The sequence below is a fragment of the Embleya scabrispora genome, from assembly GCF_002024165.1.
Lineage (GTDB): Bacteria > Actinomycetota > Actinomycetes > Streptomycetales > Streptomycetaceae > Embleya > Embleya scabrispora_A.
On sequence record NZ_MWQN01000001.1, the window covers coordinates 1,134,023 to 1,153,629 of the forward strand.

The 19,607-nt window shown below is 71.8% G+C and carries 16 protein-coding genes; 8 read left to right on the forward strand and 8 right to left on the reverse strand.

The window, feature by feature from the left end; genetic code table 11:
- Window positions 1-1,200: 1,200 nt before the first annotated feature.
- Complete coding sequence (locus B4N89_RS05065) at window positions 1,201-2,103, forward strand: ABC transporter ATP-binding protein (protein WP_078974654.1); 903 nt, start codon at window positions 1,201-1,203, stop codon at window positions 2,101-2,103.
- A complete protein-coding gene (locus tag B4N89_RS05070; protein ID WP_235618472.1) occupies window positions 2,100-2,885 on the forward strand; it encodes an ABC transporter permease in 786 nt (261 codons plus the stop codon). The genes B4N89_RS05065 and B4N89_RS05070 overlap by 4 nt, the downstream gene beginning before the upstream one ends.
- A gap of 87 nt (window positions 2,886-2,972) precedes the next feature.
- On the opposite strand, the gene B4N89_RS05075 is transcribed toward B4N89_RS05070, so the two are convergent.
- The 3 genes from B4N89_RS05075 to B4N89_RS05085 all read right to left on the reverse strand — a co-directional run bounded on the left by B4N89_RS05075 (window position 2,973) and on the right by B4N89_RS05085 (window position 5,179).
- A complete protein-coding gene (locus B4N89_RS05075; protein WP_201260787.1) occupies window positions 2,973-3,734 on the reverse strand; it encodes a DUF4239 domain-containing protein in 762 nt (253 codons plus the stop codon).
- 72 nt (window positions 3,735-3,806) lie between these two features.
- Window positions 3,807-4,088: a hypothetical protein gene (locus B4N89_RS05080; RefSeq protein WP_143657845.1), complete on the reverse strand. Its 282-nt coding sequence runs from the start codon at window positions 4,086-4,088 to the stop codon at window positions 3,807-3,809.
- 581 nt (window positions 4,089-4,669) lie between these two features.
- Window positions 4,670-5,179, reverse strand: coding sequence for an amidohydrolase family protein (locus B4N89_RS05085; RefSeq protein WP_078974657.1), 510 nt, complete (start codon window positions 5,177-5,179; stop codon window positions 4,670-4,672).
- Between the two features lie 319 nt (window positions 5,180-5,498).
- Between B4N89_RS05085 and B4N89_RS05090 the strand changes: the two genes are divergently transcribed.
- The 5 genes from B4N89_RS05090 (at window position 5,499) to B4N89_RS05110 (ending at window position 11,774) form a co-directional block, all read left to right on the forward strand.
- On the forward strand, window positions 5,499-6,470 hold the full coding sequence (locus tag B4N89_RS05090) for a FecCD family ABC transporter permease (RefSeq protein ID WP_078974658.1): 972 nt from the start codon (window positions 5,499-5,501) through the stop codon (window positions 6,468-6,470).
- Window positions 6,467-7,576: a FecCD family ABC transporter permease gene (locus B4N89_RS05095; RefSeq protein WP_078974659.1), complete on the forward strand. Its 1,110-nt coding sequence runs from the start codon at window positions 6,467-6,469 to the stop codon at window positions 7,574-7,576. Before B4N89_RS05090 ends, B4N89_RS05095 begins: the two co-directional genes overlap by 4 nt.
- Complete coding sequence (locus B4N89_RS05100; protein ID WP_078974660.1) at window positions 7,573-8,370, forward strand: ABC transporter ATP-binding protein; 798 nt, start codon at window positions 7,573-7,575, stop codon at window positions 8,368-8,370. The genes B4N89_RS05095 and B4N89_RS05100 overlap by 4 nt, the downstream gene beginning before the upstream one ends.
- Before the next feature lie 77 nt (window positions 8,371-8,447).
- Window positions 8,448-9,404 (forward strand): ABC transporter substrate-binding protein, encoded by a 957-nt coding sequence (locus B4N89_RS05105; RefSeq protein WP_078974661.1) that lies wholly within the window; start codon window positions 8,448-8,450, stop codon window positions 9,402-9,404.
- A 225-nt stretch (window positions 9,405-9,629) separates the two neighbouring features.
- Entirely contained in the window at window positions 9,630-11,774 is a 2,145-nt protein-coding gene (locus B4N89_RS05110; RefSeq protein WP_235618473.1) for an ATP-binding protein, read from the forward strand.
- A 9-nt stretch (window positions 11,775-11,783) separates the two neighbouring features.
- Here the strand turns inward: B4N89_RS05110 and B4N89_RS05115 are convergent, their stop codons facing one another.
- Both B4N89_RS05115 and B4N89_RS05120 read right to left on the reverse strand, forming a co-directional pair.
- Window positions 11,784-12,170, reverse strand: coding sequence for a hypothetical protein (locus tag B4N89_RS05115; protein WP_078974662.1), 387 nt, complete (start codon window positions 12,168-12,170; stop codon window positions 11,784-11,786).
- Window positions 12,167-13,390 carry a hypothetical protein gene (locus B4N89_RS05120; protein WP_078974663.1) on the reverse strand — a complete coding sequence of 408 codons (1,224 nt, stop codon included), beginning with the start codon at window positions 13,388-13,390 and terminating at the stop codon, window positions 12,167-12,169. Before B4N89_RS05120 ends, B4N89_RS05115 begins: the two co-directional genes overlap by 4 nt.
- Window positions 13,391-13,707: 317 nt before the next feature.
- Between B4N89_RS05120 and B4N89_RS05125 the strand changes: the two genes are divergently transcribed.
- A complete protein-coding gene (locus B4N89_RS05125; RefSeq protein WP_161500623.1) occupies window positions 13,708-16,887 on the forward strand; it encodes an AfsR/SARP family transcriptional regulator in 3,180 nt (1,059 codons plus the stop codon).
- Window positions 16,888-16,912: 25 nt separating this feature from the next.
- Here B4N89_RS05125 and B4N89_RS49620 read toward each other — a convergent pair whose 3' ends face one another.
- The 3 genes from B4N89_RS49620 to B4N89_RS05135 all read right to left on the reverse strand — a co-directional run bounded on the left by B4N89_RS49620 (window position 16,913) and on the right by B4N89_RS05135 (window position 18,981).
- The gene (locus B4N89_RS49620; RefSeq protein ID WP_161500624.1) at window positions 16,913-17,071 is read right to left on the reverse strand and encodes a hypothetical protein; all 159 of its coding nucleotides are present in this window, start codon (window positions 17,069-17,071) and stop codon (window positions 16,913-16,915) included.
- Window positions 17,072-17,141: 70 nt separating this feature from the next.
- Window positions 17,142-18,008 carry an ATP-grasp domain-containing protein gene (locus B4N89_RS05130; RefSeq protein ID WP_078974665.1) on the reverse strand — a complete coding sequence of 289 codons (867 nt, stop codon included), beginning with the start codon at window positions 18,006-18,008 and terminating at the stop codon, window positions 17,142-17,144.
- 16 nt (window positions 18,009-18,024) lie between these two features.
- On the reverse strand, window positions 18,025-18,981 hold the full coding sequence (locus B4N89_RS05135; RefSeq protein ID WP_078974666.1) for an ATP-grasp domain-containing protein: 957 nt from the start codon (window positions 18,979-18,981) through the stop codon (window positions 18,025-18,027).
- Between the last annotated feature and the right edge of the window lie 626 nt (window positions 18,982-19,607).

Genomic DNA, 19,607 nt, shown 5'->3' on the forward strand with positions numbered 1-19,607 from the left:
GGGCTCGACCCGGCCGCCCTCCCCGCCCCCCGCTGCCAGCCGGTTTTCGCTGAGCAACACGCCCGTCTCGTCGGGGCTTCGAGTCTTGGAGCCCCGAGCGCTGGCGGCGGCCGACCTCTGGCGCCGGACCAACCCCGCACCGGACACCCGCAACCACAAACGCAACGCCCACCGAAGACACCCCACCCACCCGGGAAAGCTCCCCGGAGGACCCGACCCGAGCGCCCTCCCCGCCCCCCGCTGCCAGCCGGTTTTCGCCGAGCAACACGCCCGTCTCGTCGGGAGCCTCCAGTCTCGGAGCCCCGAGCGCTGGCGGCGGCCGACCCTTCGAGCCGGACCAACCCCGCACCGGACACCCGCAACCACAAACGCAACGCCCACCGAAGACACCCCACCCACCCGGGAAAGCTCCCCGGAGGACCCGACCCGAGCGCCCTCCCCGCCCCCCGCTGCCAGCCGGTTTTCGCCGAGCAACACGCCCGTCTCGTCGGGAGCCTCCGGTCTCGGAGCCCCGAGCGCTGGCGGCGGCCGACCTCTGGCGCCGGACCAACCCCGCACGGGCCACCCGCAACCACAAACGCAACGCGCGCCGAAGACACCCGACCCATTGAGGAAGGCTCCCCCGGAGGACCCGACCCGAGCGCCCTCCCCGCCCCCGCTGCCAGCCGGTTTTCGCCGAGCAACACGCCCGTCTCGTCGGGAGCCTCCGGTCTCGGAGCCCCGAGCGCTGGCGGCGGCCGACCTCTGGCGCCGGACCAACCCCGCACCGGACACCCGCAACCACAAACGCAACGCCCACCGGAAACACCCCACCCACCCGGGAAGGCGCCCCGGCGCACTCGACCCGACCGCCCACCCGGCCTGCCACCACCGCCACCGCCACCGCCTTTCCCCAGGCAACACACGCTTCTCGCCCGAGGATCCGGGCCGCCCAGCGCCCGCGCCCCGGCTCCAGCCCACCCCGCCCACCCCACCCCACCTCGCGCCGGCGTGGCCTCAAGTGCTCCCTCCGGCCACGCCCCTCCTTCAAGCCCTCCGCCCCGGCCCTCCGTTCAGGCGCTCCCCCTCCTTCGGGTGTAACCGGCCACGTCACCCGGGGGTTTCCGGGGTGTCCTTGGTTGGGTGAGGTGTAGACCAAGGCTGCCGAGTGTGGACTGTTGGGCGCTGTGGGGGGCCGTCTGGGGTGGTCAGGCTGGGGGCATGATCTGTGTCGAGCAATTGACCAAGCGTTACGGGGAGCACGTCGCCGTCGACGGGGTTTCCTTTCGGTGTGAGCCGGGGACCGTGACCGGGTTCCTGGGGCCGAACGGGGCGGGGAAGTCCACCACCATGCGGATGATCTGCGGCCTCACGCCGCCGACTTCGGGGGGCGCGACTATCCAGGGTGTCCCGTATCGGCAGTTGGCCAATCCCGGGCGTCACGTCGGCGTGTTGCTGGATGCCAGTGCCCAGCACGCGGGGCGCAGCGGGCGCGAGACGCTCGCCCTCTGTGCCCGCGTCCTGGACGTGGACCGGGCCCGCGTCGGCGAACTGCTCGCCCTGGTCGGCCTGTCCGGCCCCGCGGCACGGCGTCGGGTGGGCGGCTATTCGTTCGGGATGCGTCAGCGGCTGGGCGTCGCGCAAGCCCTGCTCGGCGACCCCGCCGTCCTGATCCTGGACGAGCCCACCAGCGGCCTGGATCCCGAGGGGGTCTTCCAGATGCGCACCCTGCTGCGCGACTTCGCCGACCGCGGCGGCACCGTCCTGCTGTCCTCGCACCAACTGCGCGAGATCGAGGCGGTGGCGGATCGCATCGTGATGATCGCCAAGGGTCGCGTCGTGGCCGACGGCACGAAGGGCGAACTCCTCACCGCCCCCGCCGGCACCCTGGTCGCCGCCGTCGATCCGGCCGCGCTGCACGCCGCGCTCACCGCGGCCGGACTGTCCCACCACCCGACCGACCCGGCCGGCACCTTCCTGGTCGACGCCTCGGCCGATGCCGTCGGCCGCGCCGCCGCGAATGCCGGGGTCGTACTGCGCGAACTGCGCCCCGCCGAACACGAAGGACTAGAGGAGATGTTCCTGAGCCGACTCGGCTCCACCCCGCAGGAGGTCTCGTCGTGACCATCACCGCCACACCCGACACCGCAACCATCGCCGCACCCGTCGCCGCGCCGACCCTCCTCCGGCTGACCGAGATCGAGCTGCGCAAGATGACCGACACCCGCGCGGGTCGTTGGCTGCTGGCCGTGGTCGCGCTCGCCGCCGTTGCCCTCGTCGTAGTGACCCTGACCGCCGCGCCCCACGAGGATCGCACCTGGCGGTCGTTCCTCACCTCCTCCCAGGCCGGCGTGGCGGTGTTGTTCCCTGTGATCGGGATCCTGGCGGTGACCTCCGAATGGTCCCAGCGCACGGCCCTGACCACCTTCGCCCTGGTTCCCGATCGCCGTCGCGTGCTCGGCGCGAAGGTCGCCGCCGGGGTGGTCCTGGCCCTGTTCGGCGTCGTGTTCGGGCTGGTGTGCGCCACGCTCGGTCGGGCGGTCGCGGGCTTCACCGACCGAGGCGCCGGAACCTGGTCCATCCCCGGCTCGATGCTCGCCTCGGTGCTGCTCGCCGCGATCCTGAGCATCATCCTGGGCGTGGCGTTCGGTGTGCTGTTCCTGAACGCCCCGCTCGCGATCGTCGCCTTGTTCATGGTGCCGAGCGTGTTGGGAATCCTGTCCGACCTCGTCTCCGCGATGGAGTCCGTCAATCGCTGGGTCAACCCGGGCCCGGCCCTCGACCCGCTCTACGACACCGGCATCAGCGGTGTCGAATGGGCCAGAGTGGCCGCCACGATGGCCATCTGGCTGCTGACCCCGCTGGCCGTCGGCACCTATCGCGTCATCCGCACCGAGGTGCACTGATCCGCCGAACGATCGACGACGGGCTCGCCGAGCAGGTGATCGCGCCGCACGGCGGGCCCGTTATCAAGGCCCTCCTCTCCCCCGCCCCTACTTCGCTCCCGGGAACAACGACACGAACGCGTCCGAGGCCGCCGTCATCCCCTGCCCGAAGGGGGCGTCCAAGTCCCAGATCAGGAACAACAGGAACGCGATCAACGCACTGAACAACCCCGCAACGATCAACTCCGGTGCGGATCTGCGAATCTGCAAGGTGAAGATCATCCCGACGGTGACGATCGCGCCGATGATCAGGCCGAACCACACCAGCCCCGGCATCGACGCGCCCGCCTGTCCGCCGCGCGCCTGCCGCGCGTCGTCCGCGATCGCGACCTGGTCCAGGATCGGCTGGTACATCTGCGCTTCCTGGTCGCCCTGCGGCGCGTAGTCCGTCACCTCGTTGCGTACGGTCTCGAACAGCTGTGACGCGCGCGGGGACAACTCGCCGTGGTCGGCCATATAGCCCCACTCGTGCTTGACCACATACTTCACATAGGCGTCGATGTCCGCTCGGATCTGATCGCGCACCTGCGGCGGATAGACCCGGACCCGCTCACTCACCTCGTGCAACGCCTGTGCCTCGTGCCGCACTTCGTCCTCGGCCGCGCCCCGCCCCTCCCACACGGCGGCGATCGCGAGACCGAGCACGATCGCGTAGACGACACCGATCATCATCGTCATGTATTCGAGCACGTCCGGCGTGGCCGACGGGTCGTCGTCATCCGGCAACCGCCGCTGCTTGAGCACGACGACGGAGAGGACCACCGCGCACACCGCGATCATCGCGAGTGCCAGTACAACCCAATGCGTCACGGATGACCTCCGGGGCAAAAAAGGCAAAGGATCCAGTGGGTCTAAAGCCGGGGAAGCGCCGAACTCGGCGCTTCAGCCACGCCCGCCACCGCCCGATCCGCGCGCCCCCGCCCGGCCACGCGGCTTGAGCGCGGCACCGGCCAGAATCGCGGGCGCGGTGATCAGCAACGTCGTGGTGACGAGCGAGTTCCCCCGCACCGGAGGCGGCGACGGAGCCGGTCGGGCCAACGACCGCCGCTCCGCGATCGGTTGCAGCGGCGGCGGGGTCGCCACCGGCGGCGGCGTGCTCGGCGGTGGTGGCGGCGGCGTCGTCCGCACCGGAGGCGGCGTCGCCTTGGGTACGACCACCGCCATCGGCGTCGCGCGCTCCACCGGCGGAGGCGGCGTGCTCCGCACCGGTGTCGGCTTCGTCGGAGGCGGCGTCGGCTTGGGCGTGGTGGGCCTGGGCTTCGTGAGTGTCGGCGACGGCTTGGGGCTGGACGTGGGTCGACAGGACCCGTTGCGCAACAACCTGAAATCGACCGTGAGTCCGATCCCCCCGATCGGCGGACCGGTGGCCGGCGTCACATCGACCCGAACACTCGCCCCGGGCGATCCACCGATCGAAACGCACACGTCCACATGCGCGCCGGGCGTATGCCCACCGCCGGCACCCGACCCCGCCCACGCGACACTCGCCGGAGCGGCCAACAAGGCCCCCGCCCCGACCACGCACCCCCACCGGCGCGCCCGACCCCATGCGCTCATGGCAGCGATCGTCTCGCCAAATCACCGGCTTTGGCCCGAATACCCCTTCGATTCACTCGAACGGGTCACTCGCCGACCAAATATGCGCAGCCATCCGAAAGTTACCCAACAATCGAAAGGCGACCCGCCGCTCAGTACGTCCGCACCCCCGCCAACCACGTCCCCCCGCACCGCGACCTCCCGCAGCATCATCGGGTCCACCCCACCGGATCCGAGTCCAGCCACACCACATCGGCCGCCGCGCCCACCACGAGGCCCCGCCGGTCGTCCGCGAACGCCTGATAGGCGGCCCCGTCGCTATCCGCGTCCAGCGCCTGATCCACCGTCAACCACTCGTGCGGCGCCCGGCCCTGCTCCGGCATCCCCTCGAACGTCCGTCGGGTGACCGCGACTTGGACGCCCTCCATCGGCCGGTGCGAACTCACTGGCCAGTCGCTGCCGAACGACACCGGCGCGCCCGAGTCGAGCAGTCCGCGACTGTGCGGCGCATCGCAGTACGGCGCCAACATCGCCGCCGTGCCGCCCTCGATCACCCCGTCCGCGAAGAACTTCACCGTCCGCACGGACGACAGCGGCCCGCCCTCGGCCGCCACCCTCGCCCGCGCCGCGCCGAACTCGGCCCGCTGCGCGCGCCAACGATCCGGATCGCCCCGCAACGCCAGGTTGGCGCCCCACCTCGGCGGCGATCGCGTCGACACCGGTCAGCCCCTTGATCCGCGGCCCGAAGTGTTCGAGGCCGCCGAAGAGGGGGTGTGCGTGTCCGTCCCCGAACGCCGGGAGCAGCAGGCCGTCGCCGAGGTCGACGATCTCGTCGGCAACGGACCCGAGGGCGAGCGCATCCGCACCCAGCGCGATGACCGGTCCGCGTGAGCGGCCGGCGCAGTCGTGCGGCGACCCTGCGTGAGCCCCGTGCCGAACCCGCCCCCCGACTGGGCCGGACATATTAGGTCAGCCTAACCTGCTCCAGTGAACGTCCTCCCGACGCGGGGTCGAACAACGCGGCGCCGAGCCCTCCTGATGGTCTCGGTGCTGCTCGTGTTGGCCGCCGCGTGTCTGCTCAGCCTCGCCGTGGGCAGTCGCGGCATCGCCCCGAGCGTGGTGCTCGACGCGCTCGTGCACGGCGGCGACTCCACCGACGCCATCGTGGTGAACTCGATGCGGGTGCCGCGTACCGTCGTGGCGTTGCTCGTCGGCGCGTCCCTCGGCATCGCCGGCGCCTGCATGCAGGGGCTGACCCGCAATCCGATCGCCGAGCCCGGGATCCTGGGCATCAGTACCGGCGCCGCCGCCGGCGTGGTGACCGCGATCGCGGTGTTCGGGGTGAGCAGCCTGACCGGCTACGTGTGGTTCGGCTTCGCCGGTGCGCTGTGCACGGGGGTACTGGTGTACGCGGTCGCGGCGCGGGGGCGCGGCGGCGCCACCCCGGTGAAGCTGGCGCTGTCCGGGCAGGCCCTGGCGGCGACGCTCGGCGCGGTGATCACCATGGTGCTGACCACCGATCAGGGCACCCTGGACCAGTACCGGTTCTGGCTGGTCGGCTCGCTGTCCGGGCGTACCGACGAGGTGGCCTGGCAGATGTTGCCGTTCTTCGGCGTGGGCGTGCTCCTGGTGGTGGCCACCGCGCGCGGTCTGGACGCGCTCGCGCTCGGCGACGACGTGGCCAAGGGCCTGGGCCACAAGGTGAACCGGATCCGGGTGATCGGCGGCCTCGGCGCGACCGTGCTGACCGGTGTCGCGGTGGCCGCGACCGGGCCGATCTCGTTCGTCGGCCTGGCCGTTCCGCACGCCGCCCGGGCCCTGGTCGGCACCGATCACCGGTGGGTGCTGGCCATGTCCGCGCTGCTCGCGCCGATCCTGCTGCTGGTCGCGGACGTGCTGGGGCGGGTCCTGTTCCCGCCCGCCGAGGTCGAGGTGGGCGCGATGACCGCGCTGATCGGCGTGCCGATCCTGGTCGCGCTGGTGCGCCGCAAGCCGGTGGTGTCCGGATGAACCGGCCGAGCAACCACAGCAACCTCAGCAACCTCAGCCACCCAAGCCTCACGAACCCCCCGAGCCGCGCGAACTACCACCCGTACGGTCACGTCCTGGTCCGTCGCCCGAGCTTCTCGTTCCTGCTGCATCGTCGTTCCGTCGTGGTGACAACCGTGGTCGCGGTGCTGCTCGCGGCCGGATTCCTGCTCAGCCTGTGTGTGGGCGAGCGCTTCATCCTTCCCGGCGACGTGCTCGCGGTGCTCGTCGGCGCCGACGACAGCTTCGTGGTCGAGACGTTGCGGCTGCCGCGCACCACCGTCGGGCTCCTGGTCGGGTTGTCCTTCGGCATCGCCGGCGCGCTGATCCAGACCGTGGCGCGCAACCCGCTGGCCAGCCCGGACGTGATCGGCGTCTCGCACGGGGCCGCCGCGGCCGTGGTGTTCGGCCTGGTCTTCGGCTACGGCGGGCCCACCGCGACTCCGCTGACCGCCGTGGCGGGCGGCACGATCGCCGCGTTCCTGGTGTACGTGCTGGCCTGGCGTCGCGGGCTCAACGCGCAGCGGTTCGTACTGATCGGCGTAGGCGTGTCGGTGGCCCTGTACTCGGTCACCAACCTGCTGCTCACCAAAGCCGACATCGCCCTCGCCCAGCAGGCCAAGGTGTGGATGTCGGGCAGTCTGAACGGGCGCGGCTGGTCCCAGGGCGAGCCGCTGTTCTGGGTGTTGCTCGCGCTGACCCCGGCGATCGTGTGGGCCGCGCGGGCGTCGAGGTCGGCCGGCTTCGACGACGACACCGCGATCGCGCTCGGTATCCGGCTCGGCCGGATCCGGCTCGGCCTGGTCGTGGTCGGCGTGTTGCTCGCTTCGGTGGCCACCGGCGCGGCCGGGCCGGTGGACTTCGTCGCCCTGGTGGCGCCGCAGGTGGCCCGCCGGCTGACCCGGACCCCCCAGGTGCCGCTGGTGTGTTCGGCGCTGCTCGGCGCGCTGATCGTGGTGATCGCGGACATCGGCGCGCGGATGCTGATCTCCGACGCCGAGTTGCCGGTGGGCGTGCTCACCGCCGCGGTCGGCGGCCCGTACCTGCTGTGGATGTTGACCCGATCCCGTTCCGGAGGCGCCTCGTGACCACCCATCAGCTCGCCGCGCGGGAGCTCACCCTGGGCTACGAGGACCGGATCGTGGTCCGCGACCTGGACTTGGAGGTGCCCGCGGGCAAGGTCACCGTGGTGGTCGGCCCGAACGCCTGTGGCAAGTCCACCCTGTTGCGCTCGCTCGGCCGGCTGCTCAAGCCGGTCGGCGGCAGCGTGCTGCTCGACGGCGCGGCGCTTCGCGACCTGCCCACCCGGGAAATCGCTCGGCGGATAGGCGTGTTGCCGCAGAGCCCGGTGCCGCCGGAGGGGATCACCGTCGCCGACCTGGTCGCGCGCGGCCGGCAGCCGTACCAACGCTGGTGGCAGCAGTGGTCGGACGAGGACGAGGACGTGGTGGCCGACGCGATGCGGCGCACCGACGTGGTCGAACTCGCCGACCGCTACGTGGACGAACTCTCCGGCGGGCAGAGGCAGCGGGTGTGGATCGCGATGGCGCTCGCCCAGGGCACCGGGATCCTGCTGCTCGACGAGCCGACCACGTTCCTCGACATCGCCCATCAGGTGGAGGTGCTCGACCTGGTCCGCGAACTCAACGTCACGCGCGAGCGTACGGTGGTCGCCGTGCTGCACGACCTCAACCAGGCGTGTCGCTACGCGGATCACCTGATCGCGATGCGCTCCGGCGCGATCGTGGCGCAGGGCGCGCCGGGCGAGATCGTCACGGCCGATCTGGTCGGCGAGGTCTTCGGGCTCGACTGTGTGGTGATCCCCTGCCCGGTCACGGGTGCGCCGATGGTGGTTCCGGGGCAACCCCGAGAGATCGGGTAGCGAACGCGCTTCCCGTTCGGCCCGCCGGTCGTGCGCGATCACGGTCGCCGCCCGCCGCCGTCCTTCGAGGAGTTCCGATGAGATCCGCCTCCCTGTCCCGCGTCGCCGCCGCCTTGGGCGTGGTCGCCGCGCTCGTCCTGGCCGGGTGCTCCTCCGAGGGTGCCGACGGCGACAAGGGTGCCAGGTCCGGCTCGGCGGACACCCGCGAGGTGCGCTCCGCCAAGGGTGTGGTCAAGGTCCCCGTCGCGCCGAAGCGTGTGGTCACCCTCGACATGGGCGAGTTGGACACCGCACTGACCCTCGGCGTCAAACCCGTGGGCTCGGTGGTGGGCAGTCCCGGCGCCGGGTTCCCGAAGTACCACGGCGACAAGACGGCGGGAATCAAGGAGGTGGGCGCGATCGGGGCGCCGAACCTGGAGGTGATCGAGTCGCTGAAGCCGGATCTGATCCTGGGCAACCTGGTCCGCGACGCCGATCGTTACGACGCGCTGAGCCGGATCGCCCCGGTGGTCTTCTCGGAGCAGGCCGGCACCCAGTGGCGGCAGAACTTCCTGCTCGACGCCGACGCGTTGAACAAGAAGGCCGAGGGCGACCGGGTGGTGGCCGCGTTCGGCGCGCGGGCCAAGGCGTTGGGGAGCACGCAGGGCGACCCGGGCGCGGTGAAGGTGAGCGTGTTGCGGTTCGTCGCGGGCCAGAACCGGCTGTACGGGAAGGCCACGTTCGTCGGCGGCGTCCTGAGCGAGGTCGGCCTCGGCCGCCCGGCCGCGCAGAACGTCGACACCTTCATGGTCGAGGTGAGTGCCGAGCGGATCGAACAGGCGGACGGCGACGTGATCTTCGTGGCCACGTACGGTCCGAAGGACAAGACCGACCACGACAAGGTCACCGGCGGCCCGCTGTGGAAGACGCTGAGCGCGGTCAAGGCCGGTAGGGCGCACGAGGTGGACGACGAATACTGGATGGTGAGCACCGGTTACACGGCTGCGGACCATGTCCTGGCCGATCTGGAACGGCTGTTGTCGAAGCGGAGTTGAGGCGTCGGGGCGGAAAGTCTCGGGCCTTCTCGCGGCGACTTCCGGGCCGGACGACCGGCCCTTCCCGGCGCCGGCGTCGGCGCCGGGGGGAACGAAGCCCCGCGAATCCGCGCGAAATGTTTCGCGATCTCGTCCGGCGACAAACATCCAGTGTGCCGGCCCGTCCGCCGGGGCCGGATTCGGCCACGCGTACGGGCGGTTTCGGTCGCGACGAACGGGGGGACCGTGTCGGGCGTCGACGATCGGCACGGGAACGGCCCGTCGCCGGAGGCGGCGGTGGGCAGCCACAACGAACTCGGCGGGACGGTACACGGGCCCAGCGTGCAGGCGGGCACGGTACACGGGGGCATCCACGTCTCCATCGGCCCCGCCGACACCGCCGTGGTGCCGTGGCAACTGCCGCCGGCCCCGCCGATGGTCGATCGGGTGCGCGAACTGGACGCGCTGGACCGGCTGTGCGCCGCCGGGACGCGGCTCGTGTTGCTCGGCGGGCAGCCCGGAGTCGGCAAGACCACGCTCGCGCTGACCTGGCTGCGTCGGCTGCACGCCGCGTTTCCCGACGGCCGGCTGTACGCCGATCTGCGCGGCCACGGCGGCGGACGTCCGGCCGTGCCGAGCGAGATCGTCGGCGGTTTCCTGCGCGGACTCGGGGTCCCGGCGGATCGGGTGCCCCGCGACCCGGCCGAACAGCTCGGCCTGTACCGCTCGTTGACCGAGGGCCGCCGCTTGGCGGTGTTGCTCGACGACGCCACGACCGCCGCCCAGGTCCGTCCGCTGCTGCCGGCCGGGGCCAACCTCACCGTGGTCACCAGCCGCGGCAGGTTGTCGGGGCTGCTGGTGAACGGCGGTGTGCCGGTGCCGCTGGAACCGCTCGACCATGCCGCCGCGGTGCAGCTCCTGGCGGACACCATGAACGACGACAGGGTCCGCGAACAACCGGCCGAGGCCGCCGAGTTGGTCGAGTTGTGCGCCCGCCTCCCGCTCGCCGTACGGGTGGCCGCCGCCCGGCTGGCCTCGCGGCCGACTCGGCCGATCACCACGATGGTGCGTGCCCTGGCCGACGAGCGCGGGCGCCTGGACGCATTGGCCCTGGACGGGGACCACACCGTCCGGGCCGCGTTGGACGTCTCGTACCGCGAGTTGCCGGCCGCGGCGGCGCGGCTGTATCGCGGACTCGGCGTGCATCCGGGCCCGGACTTCGGGCCGGCGGTGGCAACGGCGGTGCTGGGGGCCCGGACGGTGAACGGGCCGCCGGCCGTCCTGGAGGACCTGCTCGATCGTAATCTGCTCACCGAGACCGCCGACGAGCGTTACCGATTCCACGACCTGATCCGACTACACGCGGTGGACAAGATGTCCGAACGCTCGGACTCCGAACGCACGGGCACCCTGCGCGCGATCCTGGACCACTATCTGGCCACGGCCACCCGCGCGGAGGAACTGCTCGAACCCCAACACCGGTCGCTGGCCCGGGACTACGCGAGCGCCGAGGTGCCTCGGGTGGACTTCGCCGACGGCCCGGAGGCGTTGGCCTGGCTGGAGCGACAGCGGGTCACCCTGGTCGCCGCGATCCGCACCGCGGCCAATGCCGACCTGCACACCGTGGTCTGGCAGTTGACCGACGCGCTGTGGCCGCTGTTCCTGCGCGGCAAGTACTTCGAGGATGCCCGCGCGGCGCACGCGTTGGGGCTGGACGCCGCCCGTGCCTGTGCCGATCCGGCCGCGGAATCACGGATGTTGACCTCGGGCGGGTTGTGCGAACTGGACTGCGGCGGGCATGCCCGGGCGTTGGAGATGTTCGCCGCCGCGACCGAGGTGTGCGCCGGGTCCGGTGACGCGGTGGGGGCGGCAAGGGCGCGCAACTACACCGGTCTGGCGCTGCTCGGCCTGGACCGACTGGACGAGGCCGACGAGGCGTTTCGCGAGGCGGAGGGCCGGTGTCTGGCTCTCGGCGATCCGCGTCCCGCCGCGTTGGCCCGCTTCAATCGGGGGGATGTGGCGCTGCGCGCGGGCCGGGCCGCCGACGCGATCGCGCACGCCGAGGCGGCACATGCCGGGCTGGAGCGGGTCGACGACGCGTACAACGCCGCCCGGGCGCGGGCCCTGATCGGCCGAGGGCTGGTGGCCGACGGCCGACCCGATCGGGCGGATCCGCATCTGCTCGCCGCGCTCGGGGTGCTGCGCGGGCACAACGCGAGCGTGGAGGTGGCGCACGTGCTCACCACGCTCGGTGAATCCGCCGAGCGACAGGGGCGACCCGCCGACGCCCGGGACCGGTACGGCGAGGCATTGGGTCTGCTGGACGCGGTGCGGGCCCCGGCGGCCGAGACGGTACGCGCGCGGTTGCGCGGCCTCGATCCGCCGGGGTGACGGTCCGGCTCAGCCCGGACCCGACGCGCCGAGGACGGTCAACGCGTGCAGGATCGACGCGTAGCGCGGCCAGGGCGGATCGGCGTCGCCGCGCCGCACCCGCCCCGGCGGCGCGGCACCGATCCGAACCAGGGCCAGGTTCGGCCCGCGGACGATCAGCGTGACCAGGGCCCCGGGATGCGCCGCCGCCAACTCCCGATCCCGCTCCCCCAGTCCCGCCCACGACGGCCGCCCACCCTCGGCGACCACCAGCACATCGGCCAACGCCGCGCGAGGCGAGGGCAGTTCGACCCGCACGTGTTCGTCCACCACGGTCCTGCCGTCACCACCACGCACCACCACGGTCACCGAGACCGCCCCGACCCCGAGCGACCCGCCCGGCAGGCACCCCGTCATCGCGGTGCTCCCGGCAGGTCGGCGATCCGTACCCTCGGACGCGCGGCGGGGGCCTTGAGTTTGAGGTGACGGTAGATCAGGTGGCGCATGTTTCCCGCGAAGGAGCCGGGTTGGGAGGTGATCCGCGCGGCCACCCGGGCGTAGTCCGCCCGCCGGTGGTCCGCCGGGATCCGGGACAGCTGGGCGAGCATCGAGCGCCGGTGCCGGATCCGCGGCGCGAAGCGCGCCAGGTCGCCCAGCGGGGAGGCCGGATCGATGTCGGCCTCGGGGTAGGTCGCCAGGGCCACCGGGGCGTCGGTGGCGGTGGCGTACAGGCTCAGCGAACCGTGATCGCCGACCACGCAGTCCGCGGCGACCAGGACGCCCCGCCAGTCGTCCTCCGGCGGGATCAGCACCAGGCCCTCGCGCAACGCCTCGGCCAGCCAGGCCCGTACCTGCCACGCGCCGTGGCCGCTCCACACGTTCGGGTGCATCAGCGCGGTCACCCGGTAGCCGTCCCGGGGCAGTTCGGTGGTCATCCGGTGCAGCAGTTCGGGGGTGCGGCCGAGCAGCGAGTTGCCGCCCCACGTGGACGTGACCACGATGTGCCGCTGCCCGGGCGCGATCCGCAGCGCGTCGCGGTAGCGCGCCCGATGCGCCCGGCTCGCCACCAGGCAGTCGTAGTTGGGATCCCCCGCCACCACGGCGGCGGGCACCGCCTCGGGGCAGGTCGCACCGAGCCGGGCCAACTCCTCGGCGTGCGCCAGCAGGATGGTGGCGGGCACCAACCGGCCGTCCCGGATCAGATCCTGCGGCGCCAGTCCGTACGTACCGCGGGCGGCCACCCTGCGTCCGCCGCGCCGTGCGGGGACCAGCTTGTTGTGTCCCGCGCCGTGTGCCATCACGATCACGGGCGCGTCCAGTTCGGCCAGTCCCTCGTGTCCCGCCGCCAACGCGAGGTCGAAACTCATGTCGACGGCCCGGTGCCACGGCACCGTGGTGGCGCCGAGCCGGTCCAGGAACTCGGCGACTCCCGAGGTGAAGATCGTCGGTGCCATGGTGAAGAAGACCTGGACCCGCAGGTCTCCTTCGAGCAGACTGACCGCGTCGATCAGGCGTTGTCCCGACGTGACGTTGTGCACCACGACCAGAACCCCCCGCTCCGCCGAACGGGTCGTCCACCGCGCCGCGTCCGGTCGGACCGGTACGGGTCTGGGCTCGCTGCCGGACAGGATCGTCATTCGCGCCTCCATGAGCGTCGTCACCACCGGACGGGCCCCGTTCCCCCGTGGCCGAGCGGATCTGTGGGGTCGAAACGGCCGTTGCCGCCGACAACCGGGACATCCCCGGCCGGTGGGGTGAATTCCTTGCAGGTTGCCGGCAGTCACGTTGCATCACCCGAGCGCAACCGGAATGCCCGCTTGCGAATAGGCGATTTCCGGACGGATCGCGGCCGTCGTCTTCTGGTGGCCCTGTGGCAGGACGTGCCACAGTGGTCACGCGACACCTCGGCACCGGGCGCGTTGGCCAGGAGGGACTGGGGCGGGGGGATAACGCGGTGCTATCGATCCGGGCACTGGGCCCGATGGAACTGTGGGTGGACGACGCTCGGCAGCCCCTGGGAACGATCAAGGAACGATGCGTACTGGCCGTGCTGTTGGGCGCGGAGGGCGCCGCGGTCTCGACCGACGTGATGATCGCCCGGGTGTGGGACGACGAACCGCCGCCCACCTCCGTGGACACGCTGCGCACCTACGTGTCCCGGCTGCGCCGGCGTCTGCGCAACACCGGCCACGCGGCCCGCCTGTCCTCGGATTCGCGGACGTATCGGCTCCAGGTGGAGCCCGAGGAGGTCGACTTCCGTCGCTTTCGGCTGTTGCGCGAGCGGGCCAACGACACCGAGGATCCGGCGCTGGCCGCGGAGTTGTTGCGCGAGGCCGAACGCCTGTGGCGCGGCCAGCCGTTCGCCGGGCTGTCGGGGTTGTGGATCGAGTCGATCCGGGGCGGCCTCGAGGAGCAGCGCCGACAGATCCGTGAGCGACGTGTTCACCTGGAGCTCGGGCTCGGCCGTCATGCCGAAGTCGTCGTCGAGCTGCGCGACCTGGCCGCGCAACATCCGGTCGCCGAGCCGGTGGTGGCCGATTTGATGCTCGCGCTGTACCGGTGCGGGCGCTACGGCGAGGCGTTGGAGACCTATCGCCGCACCCGGGCCCGACTGAGCAGCGAACTGGGCGCCGATCCGGGGCCGGATCTGGAGCGGCTGCACACCCGGTTGTTGCGCCGGGATCCGGCGCTGGCCGTTCCCGCCCGGGTGCCCGGTGGATCCGTGCCGCGCGAGGCCCTGCCCGAGCGGCCGGTCCCGAGCGCGCCCGACACGCTGCTGCGGGACACCCGGCACTTCATCGGCCGTCGTGCCGAATTGGCCCAGCTGTTGCGCGAGGACGAGGTCGGGACGGCGCTGCCGGTCACGGTGATCTCCGGCCTCGCCGGGGTGGGGAAGACCTGTCTGGCCATCCATGCCTCGCACCTGATGCGGGCGAACTACCCGGACGGGCGCCTGTATCTGCATCTGCACGCACACGACGCGCACGAGTCGCCGATCGAACCGGCCGAGGCACTGGGCTCGTTGCTGGTCGAGATGGGTGTGCCGAGCCCGCAACTGGCGGCCACACCGGATCTGCGGGCGGCGCAGTGGCGCCGGACCATGGCCGATCGGCGCGCGTTGATCGTGCTCGACGACGTCCGCGACGCCGCACAGGTACGACTGTTGTTGCCGGGCAGTCCGCGCTGTCGGGTCCTGGTGACCAGTCGACGCCGGCTCACCGATCTCGAAGGCGCGCGCTCGTTGTCCCTGCGGGTGCCGAACACGGCCGACGCGGCAGCCCTGTTCACCCGGATCGCCGAGGAGGTCCGGGAGTTGGCCGACGCGGATCACGCACCGGTCGCCGAGATCGTGAAACGGTGCGGCAATCACCCGCTGGCCATTCAGCTCACCGCGAATCGGTTTCGTCATCGCGCGGGGCGGGTGCGCGATCTGGCGGCCCGGCTGGCCGAGGCACCGCGCACATTGGACGTGATCGACGCGCCGCCGGGTATCTCGATGGCGTTCAATCTGTCCTACACGGAACTGGGTTCGGTCGCGCAGTTGGTCTTCCGGCGCCTCGCGCTGCATCCGGGACCGGATGTGGGTCGGGCCGCGGCGGTGGCGATATGTGGCCTGGGCCCGGACGAAGTCGCGCGTGGAATAGACGAGTTGGTGGAATCGCATCTGTTGGAGGAGCCGGCGCACGATCGATATCGTTTCCACGACCTCGTGCACGACTTCGCGCTGCACACGGCGTATCGCGAGGACTCCGCGCCCGAGCGGGTGGAGGCGGTCACGCGGGTTCTCGATCTGTATCTGGATCTCGCCGATCGGGCGGACCGGCTGGCCTATCCGTACGGGCGGCGATCGGGCCTGGTGCCGGTGCCCGTACCGCGCACGGAAGTCCCGTTCGAGACGCCCGAGGCGGCCGAGGAGTGGCTGGACCGGGAGCGGTTCAACCTGGTCGCGGCGGCGCGACCGGTGCCGGGCGTGGCGTCCGAGCACGCACGTCACCTCGCCGAGGTGTTGGCTCGATCGCTGCTGAAGTGGGGTTCGTGGGGGCTCGCGCGCGATCTGTACACCGCCGCCCTCGCGGAATGGCGCGCGGCCGGTCCGGGCGAGGCGCGGGCCGCGACGCACCTGCTGATCGAACGGGCGTCCATCCAGTGGCGGTTGGGCGCGCACGAGGACGCCTTCCTGGACGCGAGCGAGGCGCTCACGCTCGCCGAGGGCGCGAAGGATCGACGCGGCCAGGCCGAGGCGTTGGCCGAGATCGGCGCCACACACCTGCGGGCGGGCCGTTTCCCGGCCGCCCGGGATCACCTGGATCGGGCCCTGGAGATGCACCGGGAGATCGACAGTCCGCATGGCCGGGCCGGAATTCTGCTGCATCTGGGTGTACTGAACGGGCATCTGCGGAAATACGAGCGGGCGACGGATCTGCTGCTCGCGGCACGGGACGTCTACGAGCGGCTGGGCGAGCGGCGCGAATTGGTGAAGGTGCTCAACAACATCGGCGAGATCTTTCTGCTTCGGGATGATCCGGACAATGCGGAGCGGTATTACCTGGAATCACTGGAGGCGGCGCGCCAAAGCAACGCGCAGGCCGAATACGCGATCCTCGTGAACAATCTCGGCCAGGTGGAACTGGCGCGTGGGAATCCGCACGCCGCGTTGCATCGTTACGCGCAGGCGCTGCACGTCTACGGGCAGATCAGCGATCTGCGGTCCGAGGCCGACACCCGGATCAACGTCGGTCTCGCGCATCTGGCCATGCACGACCCGGGCGAGGCGCTCGCGCACTTCGCCCGGGGGCGCGCGATCGCCGAGCGGATCGACGATCGGTTGCACCGACAGCGGGCCGCCGCGGGCTTCGCGCAGGCGTACTTCGATCTGGGCGACCTGGTCGAGGCGCGGGCGGAGTACCGCACGAGTGCGGACCTGGCCCGCGGGTTGGGCACGGTCCTGGAGGAGGCGCGGGCGCTGGCCGGGCTGGCGCGCACCACCGAGGCGATGGACGGCGCGGCCGCCGCCCGCGCGCACTGGTCGTCCGCGTTGGCGGGCTATGAGCGCCTGGGGGCGGCCACTTCGTCCGCCACGGCCGAGGCGGACGAAGCCAGGGCCGCCCTGCGGCGCATCGACGGTGACGGGTGACGAGAGGCGGTGCGGGGCGGCGGGGTCAGGCGAAGAGCACGAGCAGCGTGGACGGATCCAGGTAGTCGCCGGCACCCATCATGAAGGTGGCAAAGAAATCAAAAAAGGACATGGTGCAGCCTTTCCCGCAAAAGGTTGGGGCGGAATCCGCCGAAGCGGCGACGGATCCGTAACCTATCGGCACGCCGGCGATCTTCGCAGTCGATTGCCGCGGTCGGCGCGCACCTTCTTCGACACGTGTGCAGTCGCGCGGATCAGCGGATGGGTTTTGCCCGTTCCACTCGCATTGCGCCGGTCGGGCACGAGGCGGACAACTGCGCCTCGGCCGACATACGGGTACTCCGTGGCATCCCGGATCCGGTGGCCAATTCCGCCAGGGCCTCGGGCGCGCCGCGCATATCGCGCATGCCGGGGAAGGCGTTCACGTCGATGATCGACGGGACGCCGTCGACCTCGAGGATGTCCACGCCGTAGACGTCGAGACCGAACGCCTCACCCACTCGGCGGGCCAGGGCGGCCCAGCCGGTCGGCAGGTCCTGCGGGGCGATCGGCTTGGTGTCGGCGGGGCCGTCGAGCGCGGTGCGGCGCAGGCCCGCGAAGACGTGCCCGTCGACCACCCACAACTTGTGGTCCCAGCCCCCGTTGTCGACGAACTCCTGGGCCACGATCGGCTCGTCCGGCCATTCCCGGGCCATCGCCCGCAGCGCCCGCGCGTCGTCGACCCGAGCCACCAGGTCGTGTCTGCGGCTGTGTCGGCTCTTCACCATCAGCGGGAAGACAGGACCGGTGTCGAGCAGTTCGGCGGGCGAGGCAAAGGCGGTGGTGTCCGGGAACGGCAGCCCGGCGGTCCAGGCGAGCTCGGCCATCCGGACCCGGTCCTGGCAGGCGCGGGTGGCCGCCGCCGAGTTGAGCACCCGCGCGCCGTGCCGCTCGGCCCGTTCGGCGAACGCGAGCGCCCGGGCGGTACGGGCCTTGAGCAGGTAGACGTCGGCGGTGATCGGGTGGTCGGCGGTGACGGTGTCCGGATCGATCGCGACGACCTCGTGACGCGGCGTCAACAGGGCGCGCGCGTCCGCGAGAAGCGGGTGGTCGGGGCGGTCGGTGACGAGGCAGATCCGCACGTGTGCACGCGCCCCGTCAGCCGACGTACGCGGCCGGCGCGGCGTCCACGATCGGGCTCGCGGCGGCGCGGGCGGGGGTGACCACGGACCTGGCGCGCAGCGGGGGACGGACGGCGGTGACCAGGCCGGTGCCGTGGTGGGCCGGCCCGACGCCGACGCCGGCGCTTCCGGCCGCGAGGTCGAGTACCGCGCGGGCGACTCGGGCGACGCCGTCGGGCACGCACCGGAAGCTGGGGAAGTCGTTGACGTCCACGACCATCGGGCCGTCCGGCCCCTCGATGATGTCGACGCCGAACAGGTCGAGGCCGAAGGTGGCGCCGATGCGCTGCATCAGCGCGGCCGTTCCGGACGGCAGCGGCACCCGGCTCTCCCGGACGGGCTGCTGCGGATGCAGCGGCGAGCGGCGCACGGTCGCGTGCAGTTCGCCGGCGACGGAGTACACCTTGAGGTCCTGCCCGGAATTGGGTACGTACTCCTGGGCCAACAACGGCCCCTCGTGGACCAGTTCGACGGCGAGGTCGGCCAGGTCCTCGGGGCCGGACACCAGGTGCACGGCCCGGCCGGAGCTGCCGTCGGCGGGTTTGACCACGAGCGGGTAGCGGTCGGCGGGGATCGCGCCGAGCAGGTCCGGGATGGCGGCGAACCAGGTGTCCGGCATGGGCAGCCCGTTCGCGCGCGCGATCACCGCGGCCACCGCCTTGTCCCGCACCGACCGGATCGAACGCGCGTCGTTGATCGTGGTGAGCCCGAGCGCCGCAGCGGCCTCGAGCAGACCCAGTCCCGGGCCGCCGGAGACGGTCTTGAGCACCCACGCGTCGTGCGAACCGGCCCGGATCAGGTCGGACAGGTCGATCAACGAGCTGCCGGGACGCACGATGTCGACGTGGTGCCCCCACGCGTCGAGCTGTCGGATCACGTCGAGCGGCATGCCGTCATGGCGGTAGTGCTCCTCGACCAGGAAGGCCAGTTTCATCGATTTCCCCCCGGGACGGCCGCCGTTCCCCCATCCGGCAGAACTTTGACGGCACAGCATGACACGCGTGCCGCGGACGACCGGCACACACCCCACCAAACTCCGCGCGTGACCACCATCATGGGCCATTTGGGGGACGATTCCTCATCGCCCCAGACTAGAGAGGAATCAAGCCTTCCGCTCGCCCCCCGGCATAGAGCAGGTCAAACCCCGTACGCCCGGAATACAACCGATGTCCCAAGATGAGCGAGGCGCGAGGCGCACGGCGCAGGGCGGTGTGGATGAGCCGGATGCCGGTGAACGCAGGAGCGGCAGGGCGGCCGCGGGTGCGGTGCCTTCGATCGACCGCGAGCGGCCGATGGGCGTGGACGCGTCGGGGTTACGCGCGTCGATCCACCTCTGGTGCCCATGCGATCAACGCGGGCCCGCTCCGTACGCGTCGTGCTCGGCCGTCGACACGGCGGGTATGACGAGAGCGCTCGTGCGACAGGGCCGCCGGGGCCGCGAACGCGCGCGGGACAAGACAGCGGGGACAAGCCGGCGGGAGCGGCCGACGCGGGAGGCATCGGACGCCGGGGCGCGGCGGTACATCGGGGCGAGCGGTATCGGCGGCCGCGACGGTCGAG

Coding starts and splice junctions, on each gene's coding strand:
- B4N89_RS05095 (WP_078974659.1), top strand. CDS start 6,467: ATGAACCGGCCGAGCAACCACAGCAACCTCAGCAACCTCAGCCACCCA.
- B4N89_RS05080 (WP_143657845.1), bottom strand. CDS start 4,088: ATGGCGGTGGTCGTACCCAAGGCGACGCCGCCTCCGGTGCGGACGACG.
- B4N89_RS05135 (WP_078974666.1), bottom strand. CDS start 18,981: ATGAAACTGGCCTTCCTGGTCGAGGAGCACTACCGCCATGACGGCATG.
- B4N89_RS05105 (WP_078974661.1), top strand. CDS start 8,448: ATGAGATCCGCCTCCCTGTCCCGCGTCGCCGCCGCCTTGGGCGTGGTC.
- B4N89_RS05120 (WP_078974663.1), bottom strand. CDS start 13,390: ATGACGATCCTGTCCGGCAGCGAGCCCAGACCCGTACCGGTCCGACCG.
- B4N89_RS05090 (WP_078974658.1), top strand. CDS start 5,499: ATGGTCTCGGTGCTGCTCGTGTTGGCCGCCGCGTGTCTGCTCAGCCTC.
- B4N89_RS05115 (WP_078974662.1), bottom strand. CDS start 12,170: ATGACGGGGTGCCTGCCGGGCGGGTCGCTCGGGGTCGGGGCGGTCTCG.
- B4N89_RS05065 (WP_078974654.1), top strand. CDS start 1,201: ATGATCTGTGTCGAGCAATTGACCAAGCGTTACGGGGAGCACGTCGCC.